The 13,383-nt window shown below is 40.4% G+C and carries 13 protein-coding genes; 9 read left to right on the plus strand and 4 right to left on the minus strand.

Annotated elements, in window-relative coordinates; all coding sequences use genetic code 11:
- Window positions 1-46: 46 nt before the first annotated feature.
- The 3 genes from RMZ42_RS03485 to RMZ42_RS03495 are packed head-to-tail and all read right to left on the minus strand — an operon-like array spanning window position 47 to window position 5,163.
- Window positions 47-1,480: an HlyD family secretion protein gene (locus RMZ42_RS03485; protein WP_322670095.1), complete on the minus strand. Its 1,434-nt coding sequence runs from the start codon at window positions 1,478-1,480 to the stop codon at window positions 47-49.
- A 60-nt stretch (window positions 1,481-1,540) separates the two neighbouring features.
- Entirely contained in the window at window positions 1,541-4,582 is a 3,042-nt protein-coding gene (locus RMZ42_RS03490) for a peptidase domain-containing ABC transporter (protein ID WP_322670096.1), read from the minus strand.
- Between the two features lie 26 nt (window positions 4,583-4,608).
- A complete protein-coding gene (locus RMZ42_RS03495; RefSeq protein ID WP_322670183.1) occupies window positions 4,609-5,163 on the minus strand; it encodes a helix-turn-helix domain-containing protein in 555 nt (184 codons plus the stop codon).
- A gap of 465 nt (window positions 5,164-5,628) precedes the next feature.
- On the opposite strand from RMZ42_RS03495, the gene RMZ42_RS03500 reads away from it, so the two are divergent.
- The 6 genes from RMZ42_RS03500 (at window position 5,629) to RMZ42_RS03525 (ending at window position 10,248) form a co-directional block, all read left to right on the plus strand.
- On the plus strand, window positions 5,629-5,823 hold the full coding sequence (locus RMZ42_RS03500; protein ID WP_322670097.1) for a hypothetical protein: 195 nt from the start codon (window positions 5,629-5,631) through the stop codon (window positions 5,821-5,823).
- 143 nt (window positions 5,824-5,966) lie between these two features.
- On the plus strand, window positions 5,967-7,139 hold the full coding sequence (locus tag RMZ42_RS03505; RefSeq protein WP_322670098.1) for an aminoglycoside phosphotransferase family protein: 1,173 nt from the start codon (window positions 5,967-5,969) through the stop codon (window positions 7,137-7,139).
- A gap of 51 nt (window positions 7,140-7,190) precedes the next feature.
- Window positions 7,191-8,282 carry a T3SS effector HopA1 family protein gene (locus RMZ42_RS03510; RefSeq protein WP_322670099.1) on the plus strand — a complete coding sequence of 364 codons (1,092 nt, stop codon included), beginning with the start codon at window positions 7,191-7,193 and terminating at the stop codon, window positions 8,280-8,282.
- Window positions 8,279-9,295, plus strand: a complete 1,017-nt coding sequence (locus tag RMZ42_RS03515) for an aldo/keto reductase (RefSeq protein WP_322670100.1) — start codon at window positions 8,279-8,281, stop codon at window positions 9,293-9,295. The genes RMZ42_RS03510 and RMZ42_RS03515 overlap by 4 nt, the downstream gene beginning before the upstream one ends.
- Before the next feature lie 46 nt (window positions 9,296-9,341).
- On the plus strand, window positions 9,342-10,097 hold the full coding sequence (locus tag RMZ42_RS03520) for a peptidylprolyl isomerase (protein WP_322670101.1): 756 nt from the start codon (window positions 9,342-9,344) through the stop codon (window positions 10,095-10,097).
- A complete protein-coding gene (locus RMZ42_RS03525; RefSeq protein WP_322670184.1) occupies window positions 10,084-10,248 on the plus strand; it encodes a transposase in 165 nt (54 codons plus the stop codon). The genes RMZ42_RS03520 and RMZ42_RS03525 overlap by 14 nt, the downstream gene beginning before the upstream one ends.
- Window positions 10,249-10,257: 9 nt before the next feature.
- On the opposite strand, the gene RMZ42_RS03530 is transcribed toward RMZ42_RS03525, so the two are convergent.
- The gene (locus RMZ42_RS03530) at window positions 10,258-10,386 is read right to left on the minus strand and encodes a hypothetical protein (protein ID WP_322670102.1); all 129 of its coding nucleotides are present in this window, start codon (window positions 10,384-10,386) and stop codon (window positions 10,258-10,260) included.
- 170 nt (window positions 10,387-10,556) lie between these two features.
- Between RMZ42_RS03530 and RMZ42_RS03535 the strand changes: the two genes are divergently transcribed.
- The 3 genes from RMZ42_RS03535 to RMZ42_RS03545 all read left to right on the plus strand — a co-directional run bounded on the left by RMZ42_RS03535 (window position 10,557) and on the right by RMZ42_RS03545 (window position 13,147).
- The gene (locus RMZ42_RS03535; RefSeq protein ID WP_322670103.1) at window positions 10,557-11,282 is read left to right on the plus strand and encodes an AraC family transcriptional regulator; all 726 of its coding nucleotides are present in this window, start codon (window positions 10,557-10,559) and stop codon (window positions 11,280-11,282) included.
- 297 nt (window positions 11,283-11,579) lie between these two features.
- On the plus strand, window positions 11,580-11,948 hold the full coding sequence (locus RMZ42_RS03540) for a hypothetical protein (protein ID WP_322670104.1): 369 nt from the start codon (window positions 11,580-11,582) through the stop codon (window positions 11,946-11,948).
- Between the two features lie 869 nt (window positions 11,949-12,817).
- Window positions 12,818-13,147, plus strand: coding sequence for a beta/gamma crystallin-related protein (locus RMZ42_RS03545; RefSeq protein WP_322670105.1), 330 nt, complete (start codon window positions 12,818-12,820; stop codon window positions 13,145-13,147).
- Window positions 13,148-13,383: the final 236 nt, after the last annotated feature.

Genomic DNA, 13,383 nt, shown 5'->3' on the forward strand with positions numbered 1-13,383 from the left:
ATCGAAATGAAATAGAAAAGATAAACTTTTTGATAGTTCTTGATTTTTAGAGTTTCAAACCACCTTTTTGCAACTTTTTAAACGGGTCTAACACAAAATCAACAATACGGCGCTGCCGAACAATTACCTCAGCAGTTGCTGTTTGACCAGGCGTTAAAGCAATACGTTTGTTTCCACTTTGAATATAAGTCTGCGGCACTGCAATTTCTAATTCAAAATTTTCTATGTTACCTTGAGCAGTTTCCACAACTTTGGAGTCTGGTGAAATCCAGTGGAGTTTGCCTTCTATCACTCCATAATCTTGGAAAGGATAAGCATCAAATTTAAGTTTAACTGGCATTCCTACACGCAAAAAGCCACTTTCTTGACTAGGCATCTGCGCTCTGAATATCAGAGGTACTCCATTAGGTGCAATCTGAGTAACCATCTGCCCTGGTTGTACTACTGTCCCGGCGTTATTGATAGACAACTGGAAAATTGTGCCAGCAATCGGAGCGCGGAGTGTTTGCTGTTGTAATTGGAATTGTAAAGAATGAATTTGCTTTTTAGTTTGAGAAATTTCTGATTGTAAATCTACAACTTGAGCTTGGAGTTCTTTGAGTTGTTTGTGACTATCCAAAACTGTAAGTTCACCTGTGCGTCTAATACGTTGATTGGTACTTTGCTGTTTAGCAATCTCGGTGTTGGCCTGTTGAATATCTGATTGAGCTTGTTCTAGCAGTCTTTGACGCTCAAACATTGCACCTTCTATTTCTTCTAATTTACTTTTGGAAATAGCGCCCTTTTGCAAAAGATATTGATAACGTTGTACCTCATTTTTAGCTAGCTTAAGGCGACCAAATTCTAGGGCATATACTTGTTTACTAGAATTAAATTTTTGATGTATTTGGTCAAGTTGAGCAAGTTGCTCAGATTCTTGAGCTTGATTTTGCAATTGCTGAGTACGTAAAGACATTTCCAGTTGATTTTTTAATAGCTGAAGCTGATTAACTCGATTTTGTTGACCTTCAAGTTTTGCCTGAGTTTGTTGCAGTTCAGTACGAGTTAATTCTGATTCTAATTCCAGTAAAGTTTGCCCGGAAAGTACAGTTTGACCTTCTTTTACCTTGATGGCTGTAACTTTTCCGGTAACAGGTGCATCTAATCTCACAGTTCTCCCTTGGGGTTCAAGTCGTCCTCTGGCGCTACCTGTTTCGTCTACTTTGGATAGCATTGCCCAAGGTAAGACGATCGCAGCAAATACTACTAGCCAATACAACAAGCCGCGTGTCCAAATCCGTGGTAAGGTATCAATCAGTTCTTTTGTTAAAGAAGACCAGTCTTCACCCAAAGGTGCATAGGATTTTCGCTCTTGTGATGATAGTGTTTTTTTGGATTCTTTCAAGTCTAGTTGATTATTAGGGTAGTGACCGTTCTGACTGAACTGCTCTTGGGTAGTAAATTCATTTGGCATAATTGGTAATACAGTTTTGGATTTCAAATATTGGATTTTTCTGGTTTCTAGCAAAACTAAAGAACGAAAAATGAAGAGGCTTTTAGTTCAAACTGCTATGGTAAGTTGCTGTTGATTCAGGTAAAAGTAGTGACCGCGTTTAGCCATTAATTGATCGTGAGTTCCACATTCAACCAAAAGACCTCTATCTAGCACCAAAATTTTGTCAGCATTGCGTACTGTTGAAAGGCGATGAGCAATCACCAGCGTTGTTCTATCTTGAAGAATTTTGTTGAGGTTAGTCTGGATGATACGTTCAGATTCAGCGTCAAGACTGCTGGTGGCTTCATCTAAAATCAGCAGTTGGGGATTTCCGACAAGGGCGCGAGCGATCGCTAGCCGTTGTCTTTGTCCACCAGACAGGGTTCCTCCTCCCTCACCGATTTGTGTTTCATAGCCCATCGGTAATTCTTTAATAAATTCATGCGCTCCCGCTTGTTGCGCTGCTTCTATGACCTCTTCTAAAGTTGCTTCGGGATAACCTAAACTAATATTTTCCCGAATCGTACCACCAAAGAGAAAAGTATCTTGGTCAACGACACCAATTTGAGAACGGAGCGATCGCAATGACAAACTAGTAATATCATAGCCGTCAATCAAAATTTTCCCTTCTGTGGGAGGATACAGCCCCAATACCAACTTGGAAATGGTCGTTTTTCCCGAACCACTGCGCCCTACAAGTGCGATCGTTTGCCCTGGTTGCACCTCAAAACTGATGTTTTCTAAGGTGTTTCTATCACTTTCTGGATGATAACGAAAAGTAACTTTGTCAAAGCAAATATAACCGCGAATTGGCGGTAAAGATTGATGAGACTGGTGTTGTAAATCTTCTTCTGGTTCAGCGTCAATCACATCATTGATGCGTTCAACGGCAATTAGCACCTCTTGCAATTCATTCCATAGCAAAATCAGCCTTTGGAAGGGATTAATAACATTACCCAGCAACATATTAAAAGCAATCAGTTGCCCAATTGTGAGTTCATTCTGAATCACTTGCCATGCCCCAAACCACAGTAAAACTGTGGTGACTACAGCTTCAATACCAGAGCTAAATATTTGCAGTGTATTGCCAATTACCTGCCCAGAAAAAGTTTTTTTCACTGATTTACCAAAAAGTTCTTCCCAATGCCAGCGGACTGTTTGCTCAACAGCCATAGACTTAATCGTGCGGATACCAGTGAGAGACTGGATCAAATACCCAGTTTCTTCATTATGTGCGCCAAAAATCTCGCGGGAAACACGCTGTAAGAAAGGTGTAGCAATCAGCGCCAATAATACGAATGGTGGCACAATTACTAAGGTCATTAATGCCATCTTCCAGCTATACCAAAACATCAATCCTACATAGACAAATACTGTTAGTAAATCGAGGAAGATAGATAGGGCTTCACCAGTTAAAAAACGTTGAATTTTGCGATTTTCCTGCACGCGGGAAATAATATCGCCAACGTAACGGGACTCGAAATAGTTCAGAGGTAAACGGAAGGTATGACTAATAAAACCCACAATCAAGGCTAGATCGACTCGGTTAGCTGTGTGGTCTAGAAGGTATTGCCGCAGTCCAGTTATGGCAACTCTAAAAAGGCTAAAGATTACCAAGCCGATGCCTACAGCCGTTAATGTTAGGTCACTGCGCTGCACAACTACTCGGTCTAACAATAATTGCGTAAATAGGGGTGTAATCAGGCCAAAAATTTGAATGAGGATGGAAGCAATAAATACTTCCAACAACACCAGCCAGTGAGGTTTAGTTAATTCAAAAAACTGCCAGAAAGCAGTACTAGCTTCTTTTGTCTCTTTGAGTAAGGCTGTGGGTTGGAGTAATAAAGTATAGCCAGTCCAACCTGCTTTAAATTCTGCATAAGTGAGGGTACGCTGACCAATAGCAGGATCTCCAACGATAACGCGATCGCCTCTGACTTCGTAGACGACAATATAATGTTTGCCTTCCCAATGCACAATTGCAGGCAAACTTTGCTGGGCAAGTTTATCAAGGCTGGCTTTTACAGGTCGAGTCGAAAACCCGATGCTTTCTGCTGCTGCTGCTAAACCTCGCAGCGATGACCCATCCCGATCGACGTTGGCAATGTCTCGCAGCCGATTGACGCTAAAACGCTTACCCCAGTAAAGACCAACCATCACTAAGCAAGCCGCACCGCAATCAGATGCACTTTGTTGTTCAAAAAAAGGATAGCGTCGAGTAATGCGTTGCCATAAATGACCGATTTTTACAGTTGGGCTAGGGAAATAGGCTTTATTAATTTTTTTCTGGAACTGGTTTTTTGGCTCAACAGTAAATTGAGGAAATATAACAGGCTCAGACGCTGTTACTGGGTGGTTATTGGCTGATGGGTTAGCATCAAGTTCAGCCAGTTGTGGCACATATTGCTGTGCTGTTTCCCAATGCGAACAGCTGAGGCTGTATAGTTGCGTTGGTTGAGTTACTTGCCAACCACGTTCTTTAGGTAACTCAGATAAGGCGTAAATATTGCCAGCAGTGAGTTTGAGTCCTGATGTGTGCAGTAGTTCGCCGCGACGCAGTATCCAAAGTTGTTGGTCTTTGAGTAAAGAAGATGGAAGTTTGTTAATTTGGAGATTGTGCTGCTCTAGCAATGGTTGTATTTGCATTACACCTTCGTAAGCAGCATTATTCAGCGCCGCATTTTGGCGACATAACAGCAGTAAATCCCAAAGTACAGCTTGACGGTGAAGATGCTGCCCAATAGAGGGATACTTGCGGATGAGCGATCGCAAACAATTTCCTGGAATATAGCAAACTTTGAGATTTACCGAAGCCCTAGCAGTGTAAGGTTGAAATTCCTCCTCTGGAAATAGCGTTAGTTGAGCAAATGATGTTCCCGCACCTACAGAAGCGATTAAATTATCGGTGCGATCGAGCAATCTGACTTTACCTGCCAAAATTAGATAAATACCTACGTTTGCATCTGCTGTTTGCCAGAACAGTTTGCCTGCACTAGGCTGGAGAATTTCAATTTGTTTGATGCAGTCTGAAAATTCCTGTTCTGAAAGAGTCTGACCCAGAGTTTGGGCAAGCTGTTGAGTGGAAAATTCTGTTTTGTTCTGAACCATGATTTGTTGGGAGTTTAATGGCAGAATTAGTTACTTGTTGTAGCGAAATTCAATGACCACCGAAAATCAGGCTCTGCATTTGGTAGCAGGTTGTTTATAGTAATCCGAGGATTTTTTGTGTTATTAGTTTCTTTCTCGGCAGTTTTGCGTGTCTGTCGAGTTGAAAGTCCCATCTCTTTGAGCAAGCGGTTAATGTGGCAACTGCTAACCTTAATTCCCAGTTCTTTTGCCAGATGCTTGCTTAACCATTGGCCTGTCCACCGCTCAAATGAATAGCCATACTCACGCGGACTATGGCTTGCTAGTTCTTGCAAACGAGCCAGATATTGCTCATTCACAGCTTTGGGACGACCCATTGGGCGATCGCTCCAATGATGAGCTTGACCTGTTTGGGCGATCGTAATCCAGTGCCGTGCCGTCTCCTGAGAGCATCCTAACGCTTCACAGATTTGAGTCTGAGATTGGCCTGCATCTGCCAATAATATGATTTCAATACGACGGCGGTATTCTGGACGTAAATCTGCTTCTAGGCTTTTCAACAGAAGCTTGCGCTGAAACGCTGTTAAGTATAAACCTTGCATATTCACAGCAATTCCTCCTGGTATAACTTGCAATGCCCAGATAGAAATCAATCTGGATCATCCTTGAGAACCTCTGTTACTTCTCTGAATCAAAACTCTGGGAATTCCACAACTCGTTACAAAGCTTTACAAGAATCAGATGAACGGTCAAAAGTGTGGCTTTTCAGGCTTTGGTGGTGTGACAAACTAAAAACAGCACCATCTACAACAAAAAACATAGCTTCAGTTTCAAATTAGATGATCCGGAGTAGTGACGCGCTACTGCACTGTAATTTTTCAGAGAAAAGTAGTTTTATTTTTAAATATTAAATGTTTGAATAATTAAAACATAATTCCTTGAATTATGCATAAAAAATAACTTTTGAAGTCTTGAAATTATAGATTGAATCTCCGAAGATTTAAATGTGATTAGCCAATACACAGCTAATCCAATTCAAAACAACTTCATCTAAGAGGAAAAATTCAATGGCTACTATCAACATTTCTGACTTGCGTCCTGCTGGTTACGAGCTATTTTCTGATTCTGAAGGCTACATGAACGAGGTAGGTGATGGCGAACTTGACATTATCAATGGTGGTTCTACCCCAATTTCTGCCACCCTCATCATATCAGCTCTTGTGACCTCACACGTATGGTTGACTTATGAAGCTTTTAAGTAATGCATCTCCAGGCAAAAGTAAGAGATAGGTAAAAAATTCGGCGTTGCTCAAAAGTAATGGTTTTGGAACAATAAAATCAGCTTTTGAAGTATCTAAATCATTACTACTTCAGCAACGCCCAATACTCAATTACAAGGATAACTATGACACTTATATTAAGTTATAAAAACGTTTTCGAGTATCTACTTAAACAGAAGCTCTGTACTCAGTCAGACAAAGATTTGAACCAGGTTGATCTAAAGGTTGCCAAAAACTTCAATTTGCTACTGAGTTTACAGGATGGTCGTAAACTCCTCGTTAAACAGGAGCGTCACGATCAAGAAGGGAGAACTGCTGGCGAGTTTCTGAATGAATGGCGAATTCAAGATTTTTTACAACAATTTTCGGAACTAAGCTATATTCGTCCATTACTCTCGGAAATACTTCATTTGAATGCAAATGATTCAGTTATTGTTTTCAACTACCTCAATAACTATAGCGATCTAGCTAATTTCTACACAAAGGAGAATATTTATCCAACAGCGATCGCAACTTCAATCGGAGCTACTCTAGCTACAATCCATCGCGCTACTTTCAACCGTCAGGAATATCAGGAATTCTTCTCTCACAATTCTGAGGGTGTAGGCATTGAGCAAACTCCTAAATTTCTTCGTGGGCTAGAACGGATTAGCCCGGAAGTTTTCGGTCAGGTTCCAGCAGACGGTCTGAAATTTTTTGCTCTTTATCAACGCTACGATAGCCTGGGAAAAGCGATCGCAGAACTCGCCACTGCTTTCGAGGCTTGTTGTCTAACGCACAATGATCTAAAGCTGAACAACATTCTCTTGCACAACGATTGGGAGCAAACTATTTCTCAAGCAGAGCAATCGAATCATAGTATTATTCGATTGATAGATTGGGAACGCGGCGCTTGGGGAGATCCTGCATTCGATTTAGGAATGCTCATTGCCAGTTATCTACAATTTTGGCTTGGTAGTTTGGTTGTTAGCAAAGCGATCGATATCGAAGAATCCTTGCGCCTAGCGATGACACCGCTTGAGATGATTCAGCCTTCTATTGCAGCCCTTACTCAAGCTTATCTTAGTAATTTTCCAGAAATTTTAGAGCATCGCCCTGATTTTTTGAGACGACTTGTGCAGTTTTCTGGTCTTGCATTGATTCAACAAATTCAGGCAATGCTTCAGTACCAAAAATCCTTTGGTAATACGGGTATTTGTATGCTTCAGGTTGCCAAAACTTTGTTGATCCGCCCAGAACAATCAATCTCGACTGTTTTTGGAGTGGCAGAATCTGAACTCATACATACTAATTCGTAATTCGTAATTGCGCGAAGCGGTACTACCTTTTTATTGTTTAACTAAAACATTATGCAACTACTAGATTCTCCTCAAAGTTCACTATCAACTTGTGTGCTAGATTCTCTGCAAGACATAGCCAACAATGTTCAAATCAAGCCTGACTTTTGTATTAGCCATCCAGCTTACAAAGCCTTTGAAATTCCTGCTGAGGTAGTAATTCGTTTTCAACGAATACCTTTGGAGCTTCAGAATAAGTATCTGAGCCTACAACTACAAAGTTTTCTCTACGGTATCTATTACAACGGTTCTATGAAAGATGCCCTAGCAGAAGATGCAAGTTCACCCGATCTAGCGCTTCATCAGAATCTAGAAAACAATACTTTTTTGGGAGTAGACTTAGAGTTTTACGATCGCCTACATAAAAGCAACACTGGCGAAGGCTATTTCGACCCAGGTTGGTCTGTACTGCGCCAAGAAAGTGATGGGAGTCTCGCTGTTACCAAAGGCGGATTGACTTTGCATATTGAGCGCGATCGCCATTTACAACTTACTGAGCAATCCGCATCTGTAGGCAATATAGTCGCTATCCGTATGCCTCGTAATTTAGTTCAAAACGGATTTTACATGGCTGTTAGCGATGCAGGGCCAGATACTCATCCTCAGATAGTTAGAGTTTACTTTAACTTGACACCCGAAGGTGCGATCGCTGTTATGGAAAGCCTGACACGGCAACTGAATCAAATCAAAATTCCCTTCACCTTTAAAGTACTATACAACCCTTCTGATTACGGACGCTATGACAGTGGGGTTCTCTACTTTGAGAAAACTAATTATGAAGCAATCCGGCAAGTGCTAAAAAATGTTTATGCAGAAAACCAATCGCATTTCCGCACCGAAGTACCCTTGTTTACAAAGTTACTTGCCCCTGGACTTGCACTAGCAGAAGAACCAGATTGCAAATTTGCTGCTGTAGAGAGTTTTGGGATGAACCGTTGCCAAGTTGTTGCCAATGGCTTGCTAGAAGCACGGGCTACAGGTGATGAATCGCCCCAAAGTCGGATGGCAGCTATCCATCAGCACTTCTCTCTTCTAGGGATTGATTGGCAGCATTCTTACCTAAATGCCAACTCTCTTGACATCTATACCCCTTTAGACCAATGAAACTAACCGATCTTGCATTGCCTAAAGTAGCCTCAGTCAGCGAAGTTAATCATGTAACAAATAATTTCCCAGAGTCCGATTTACCGTTTTACCGCAAACTAGGGCGGACTGATTTAACAGTCAGTTGTCTCGGTCTAGGTGGTGGCGGTAGCATCTCTAGTGAAGATACCCTTTACGCTTTCGAGCGTGGAATTAACTACTTTTTCTACTCTAGCGATTTGCACCACTATCTTTACAGTCCGATGTCTGGAGCATTGCGTCAGCTTTGTGGACGTGGCTCCTCAGTGCGAGAGAAAGTGGTGCTGGCAACCGTGACTTATATCAAAAGTCCAGAAATGGCGCTAGCCGCTCTATTAGACCAATTCGTAGAGTTAAATATTGATTATATTGATGTGTTGTTCTGGGGCTGGATTGGTTCTAACGATCGGTCAGTTTTACAGAATTGCTTGCAGCTTTCTCCTGATTTAAGAGGCAGCAATAGCGTCTATCAGCGCACCATTGAAAGAATGTTTGGCGCTTCCGAAAGACTCAAAAAAATGGGAGCCGTCCGCTATATTGGTGCTTCGTTTCATGATATTGATTTGGCGCAACAATGCTTGCATAACGACCTATTAGATGTGGTGATGGTCAGACACAATGTCGCACATCGGTCTGCTCAGAGTCAGATATTTAATCAATTGAAAGCGCAAGACCCTTCTCGACCAGGTATCGTCACCTTCAAATCTACAGGTTCTCACTCAGGCGCACTTTGGGATGCTCCGGTTGGTTTACCTGAAAAATGCTGGCGGCCTACTGTTCCTGATTTATACCGATATTCGTTAACGCAAAACTGTGTTGATGTTTGTTTAACAGGTTTGACTAAACGCGAAGAAATTGATGCGGCGATCGCTGGCGTTGAGCAAAGTAAGCTAACAAGTGCTGAAGTTGAATACATGAATCTTTATGGCGAATTACATCGCAATCAACTAACAACCTCTGAAATTCCCTCTGAAAAACTGATTTATCGCAGCTAAACAGCAATAATTTTATCCAAATCAACTTTTACAAGAGAACAAAACAATGACAAAAACTTTAGAAAACATAGAATTAGTGTCCGTGCCAGAAATTGCTCTAGCAACAGATGAAGATATAATTGCTTACCTGCGCTATTCTCACAAAATAGCTGAATATGCAGTTTTAGCTGAACGAAATGCATTTATTTTAAATATCTGTCAACAGTTTGGCTTAACTGTTACTGATGAAGAATTGCAAACAGCCGGAGATGCATTTCGGCTCGAACATAAATTACTAGGAGTTTCTGAAACCTTGGCTTGGCTGCAACAACAACGAATTACTGTAGATGATTGGTCTAAAGGTACTAGATTAGAATTACTTACGAAAAAGTTAAAAGAATATCTGTTTGGAGATGCTGTTGATGGTCATTATCTGAGTAATCGTAACGATTATCAACGTGTAGCCTTATCTCAGATTTTAGTCAGCGATTTAACAGAGGCTAAGAAAATAATTTATGCAATTAAAGAATCAAATGAGTCCTTTTGTGCTTTAGCACTAGAGTATTCCAAAGGTAAACAGTCTAAACAAAATGGTGGGTTTGTTGGTATTCGCTTTCTTTCAGAATTAATACCAGAGATTGTACAAGCTATTTCTCAAGCAAAAGAAGGCGAGGTGATTGGGCCAATAAATACAAAACTGGGTTATCACATTCTCAGAATTGAGAAGTGGTTCCCTGTTGAATTCAGTGAAAGTCGAGAGCAAGTATTAGAATCTCTCTATCAAAATTGGCTACAAGCAAATACTATCTCTGCTTCCAAATAACTTTCCCAACTGGAAGAGTGTCTATCATTACTATCGACAGTGGCGCAAGAACGGGACTTGGCAAAAAATTCACGCGCGGATGAATAGTCAACAAGGCGCGGATTATGATTTACCAATTCTTTCAGGCGAGCGACGTATTGCTCAGTTTTAGGTCGTTCCATCAAGCGATCGCTCCATTTTTGGGCTTGTCCTGTTTGGGCGATCGTAATCCAGTAGCGTGCAGTCTCTTGAGAACACCATAGAGCTTGGGAGATTGTACGCAGATGCTGACTATGAGGGTTTTGCTCAAACCTATAAGCCTGATAAGGTTTTGATATTTACCACACCTGAAAAGTATGTAACCCGCCTTTGCCATTAGTTTTGTGAAGTAATTTTACAAAAACTAATGCCTTGCGTAAAACACAGACATAACTCTCTGAGTAATAGCTAGCAACTCAAAATCATAAGTTTTGTGGAAGTATGGTTTCTAGCAACGGGATTTTAGAACAAGGCAATTTTCAAGTCACACTGCCGCATATCTGGGATCGTGATACAAGCGATGTCTACGACGAGCTTCTCTTACGCCAGCAGAGTTCCTTAGCCTTACAAAGAACCAACAGAGCGTTAGAGTCAAAAGTGCAAAAGCTTTTAGCTGAATTAACGACTGCTAAAGAGCAATTTTGTTGTGAGAAAGCTTCCGATCAGCAGACACAGACAGAATTAGAAAAGTCCCTTTCTTTGCTTCAGGCAACCTTAGATTCTACAGAAGAATTATTGGAAGCGATCGCTCCTCGACTGGAAAAACACGTTACCTCAAAGCAGTGGATATCAGAACCACAGCAGCTCTTTCCTACTTGCCCTCAACTAAAGAAAGTTTTTGATTATATCGAAGCTAATTATTATCAATCGATTGGTTTAAGTGACGTAGCTGTTGCAGTTGGTTACTCCGCAGCTTATTTAACCAATCTAGTGCGACGCAAAACTGGAAAAACAGTAAATGATTGGATCTTTGAACGCCGGATGCTAGCTGCGCGTGCCTTGCTTCTGGAAACCAACCAGCCAGTTAATCAGATTGCTTGTGCAATCGGCTACCAGTATGAAGGATATTTCTTTCGTCAATTTCGCCAGTTTCATGGGACTACACCTCAAGTTTGGCGTAATACTCAGCGTTCTAATTTTAATGTCAATCAATTGCAACATAATTAATAGTTTTAACAACAAAATGTACATTGTCCCTAAAATTTTTATTTCCTACACTACTAAATATAGGAATGCAACTTGATTCTTGAAAGCAGACTAAGACTAAAAGCTTTATCTAACAATGCTCATATCTTGGAAAGCTTGCACTAATCAAACCAGATTCCTATTAATACAAGGTTACTTTTACAAAACGTAACTTGTAAAAGGTGGAGATTAAGTGCACAAGTTTTGCAGTAAGTTTCCAAAACCACAGTTCCTCAAGGAACGACACAGAACAATTAACACTTCAATAGGAGAGAAAAGATGAAAGACGATCAACATGAACAACTATTCACCGAATTAACTCCCGAAGCCGCCGCTGTTGTTGAAGGAGGTGGTAGCTTCAAGTCTACTGTTAAATTTGATACTTTTCTAACTTCACGAGCGTTTAATGTGCGACCCGGTGGAACAATCAAACTCACTTCCAACACCAAATCAGCTAAGAGTAACCCATCCTTTGCTGCAATTATTAGAAATGTAAATACTAATAATTCAAATGGAAAGGTAGCCAGTGTTGGTAAAGATACCACTACATGGACTAGTATCCGGGGAGGCAAATATGTAATAGACTTTAGAGATGATAAAGACGGTATATTTGTCACTGGCAATATAAGAGTTGACTACACCTCCTGATGCAGCACATGAAGCTAAACGCTCAGGAGTCTGATCAAACAAACTGATTAGACTAGTAGAACATTTACGGCGAGCAAGGCTTTCCCCATGTTCGCCTTTCTGAATTTTATCGTTATCTCCTTGACGGAGCGATGTCTACGACGGCTGCGCCAACGCTTACTATACCTCTATCCAATAGTCCTATTCTCTCGTGATTTATTTTCATAAAATTATAATAAGATATAGTGTAAAATACTTGTTAATTCGTTGTTTCATGACTTAACGGTAAAAGTCAGATTCGCCTTTCTCGTTGATAAAAGCAGATATAAGATATTTGTTGTTGATTATCTTGAAAAAATCATAACTATTCCATTCTAATAATCAAGAAAAAATATAGATTTATCAAAATGTTTATTAATAATAAAGTTGGGACTAATACTCAGCATTCTAATGTTAGTGTCAATGAATTGCAACATAATTAATAGTTTTAACAACAAAATGTGCATTGTCCCTAAAATTTTTATTTCCTACACTACTAAATATAGGAATGCAACTTGATTCTTGAAAGCAGACTAAGACTAAGAGCTTTATTCGATAATGCTCATATCTTGGAAAGCTTTCATAAATCAAACCTGATTCCTATTAATACAGGCTTACTTTTCAAATAAAGTAGCTTGTAAAAGGTCGATATTAAGATGCTTTAGCCATCTTATTGGCAATATACAACAGAACAAATGACACTCTATTAAGAGTGAAAAGATGAAAGACGATCAGCAGCAGGACAATTGTTACTTTGATCAAGAAATTGTACATTGTGCTCGAAGTTTGGGACTTCTAAAGTATTAATCGTCAACAAAGTTCACATTCTCTAAACAGTATAAGGAGAAAAAATGAAAGACAATCAACTTTTTGTAGAGCTTTCCTTTGAAGAAGCTAGTACCATTAAGGGTGGAGGGGTAACACTTTTTAATGACATCGATTTTCGTGGTGAGAAATTAACGACACTCGGCAATCCAAACCGTACATACGTTGGGAATGATTTTAACGATCAAGCTTCCTCAATTAAGGTTGCAGGAGGAACGTGGCGTTTTTATACAGATGCAAATTACAAAGGTGATCACTGGGATCTAGGACCAGGCGAGTATCCTTGGGTCGGATTAGTTGGGATACCTAATGACTCAATCTCATCCTTCGAACTGATCTCAGGCCCGGGCTTTTAGCCTGAGGTTTATAACCCCAGGTGGTTGTTGAGACTGGTGCAAGATTTCAGAAAGTAACTGGAAGTTGGAGATTTTAGTTTCCAGTCCTTCTGGAGAATAACTCTGGGTTAAGCACTTACTTTTGCTGAACATATAAGCTCTGAGCTGGTAGGGGCGAGACATGTTTCGCCCCTATTTTTTGCTTGCTTGTAATAGAAAAATTTACACTCTGTCCGAATAGCGAACCATTTATAGGT

It is taken from the genome of Nostoc sp. DedQUE05 (genome assembly GCF_034530955.1).
Classification (GTDB): domain Bacteria; phylum Cyanobacteriota; class Cyanobacteriia; order Cyanobacteriales; family Nostocaceae; genus Nostoc.

Excerpts from the sequence above, each read along its gene's own strand:
- RMZ42_RS03505 (WP_322670098.1), top strand. The coding sequence starts at position 5,967 with ATGACACTTATATTAAGTTATAAAAACGTTTTCGAGTATCTACTTAAA.
- RMZ42_RS03510 (WP_322670099.1), top strand. The coding sequence starts at position 7,191 with ATGCAACTACTAGATTCTCCTCAAAGTTCACTATCAACTTGTGTGCTA.
- RMZ42_RS03490 (WP_322670096.1), bottom strand. The coding sequence starts at position 4,582 with ATGGTTCAGAACAAAACAGAATTTTCCACTCAACAGCTTGCCCAAACT.
- RMZ42_RS03520 (WP_322670101.1), top strand. The coding sequence starts at position 9,342 with ATGACAAAAACTTTAGAAAACATAGAATTAGTGTCCGTGCCAGAAATT.
- RMZ42_RS03500 (WP_322670097.1), top strand. The coding sequence starts at position 5,629 with ATGGCTACTATCAACATTTCTGACTTGCGTCCTGCTGGTTACGAGCTA.
- RMZ42_RS03515 (WP_322670100.1), top strand. The coding sequence starts at position 8,279 with ATGAAACTAACCGATCTTGCATTGCCTAAAGTAGCCTCAGTCAGCGAA.
- RMZ42_RS03545 (WP_322670105.1), top strand. The coding sequence starts at position 12,818 with ATGAAAGACAATCAACTTTTTGTAGAGCTTTCCTTTGAAGAAGCTAGT.
- RMZ42_RS03540 (WP_322670104.1), top strand. The coding sequence starts at position 11,580 with ATGAAAGACGATCAACATGAACAACTATTCACCGAATTAACTCCCGAA.
- RMZ42_RS03495 (WP_322670183.1), bottom strand. The coding sequence starts at position 5,163 with ATGCAAGGTTTATACTTAACAGCGTTTCAGCGCAAGCTTCTGTTGAAA.
- RMZ42_RS03535 (WP_322670103.1), top strand. The coding sequence starts at position 10,557 with ATGGTTTCTAGCAACGGGATTTTAGAACAAGGCAATTTTCAAGTCACA.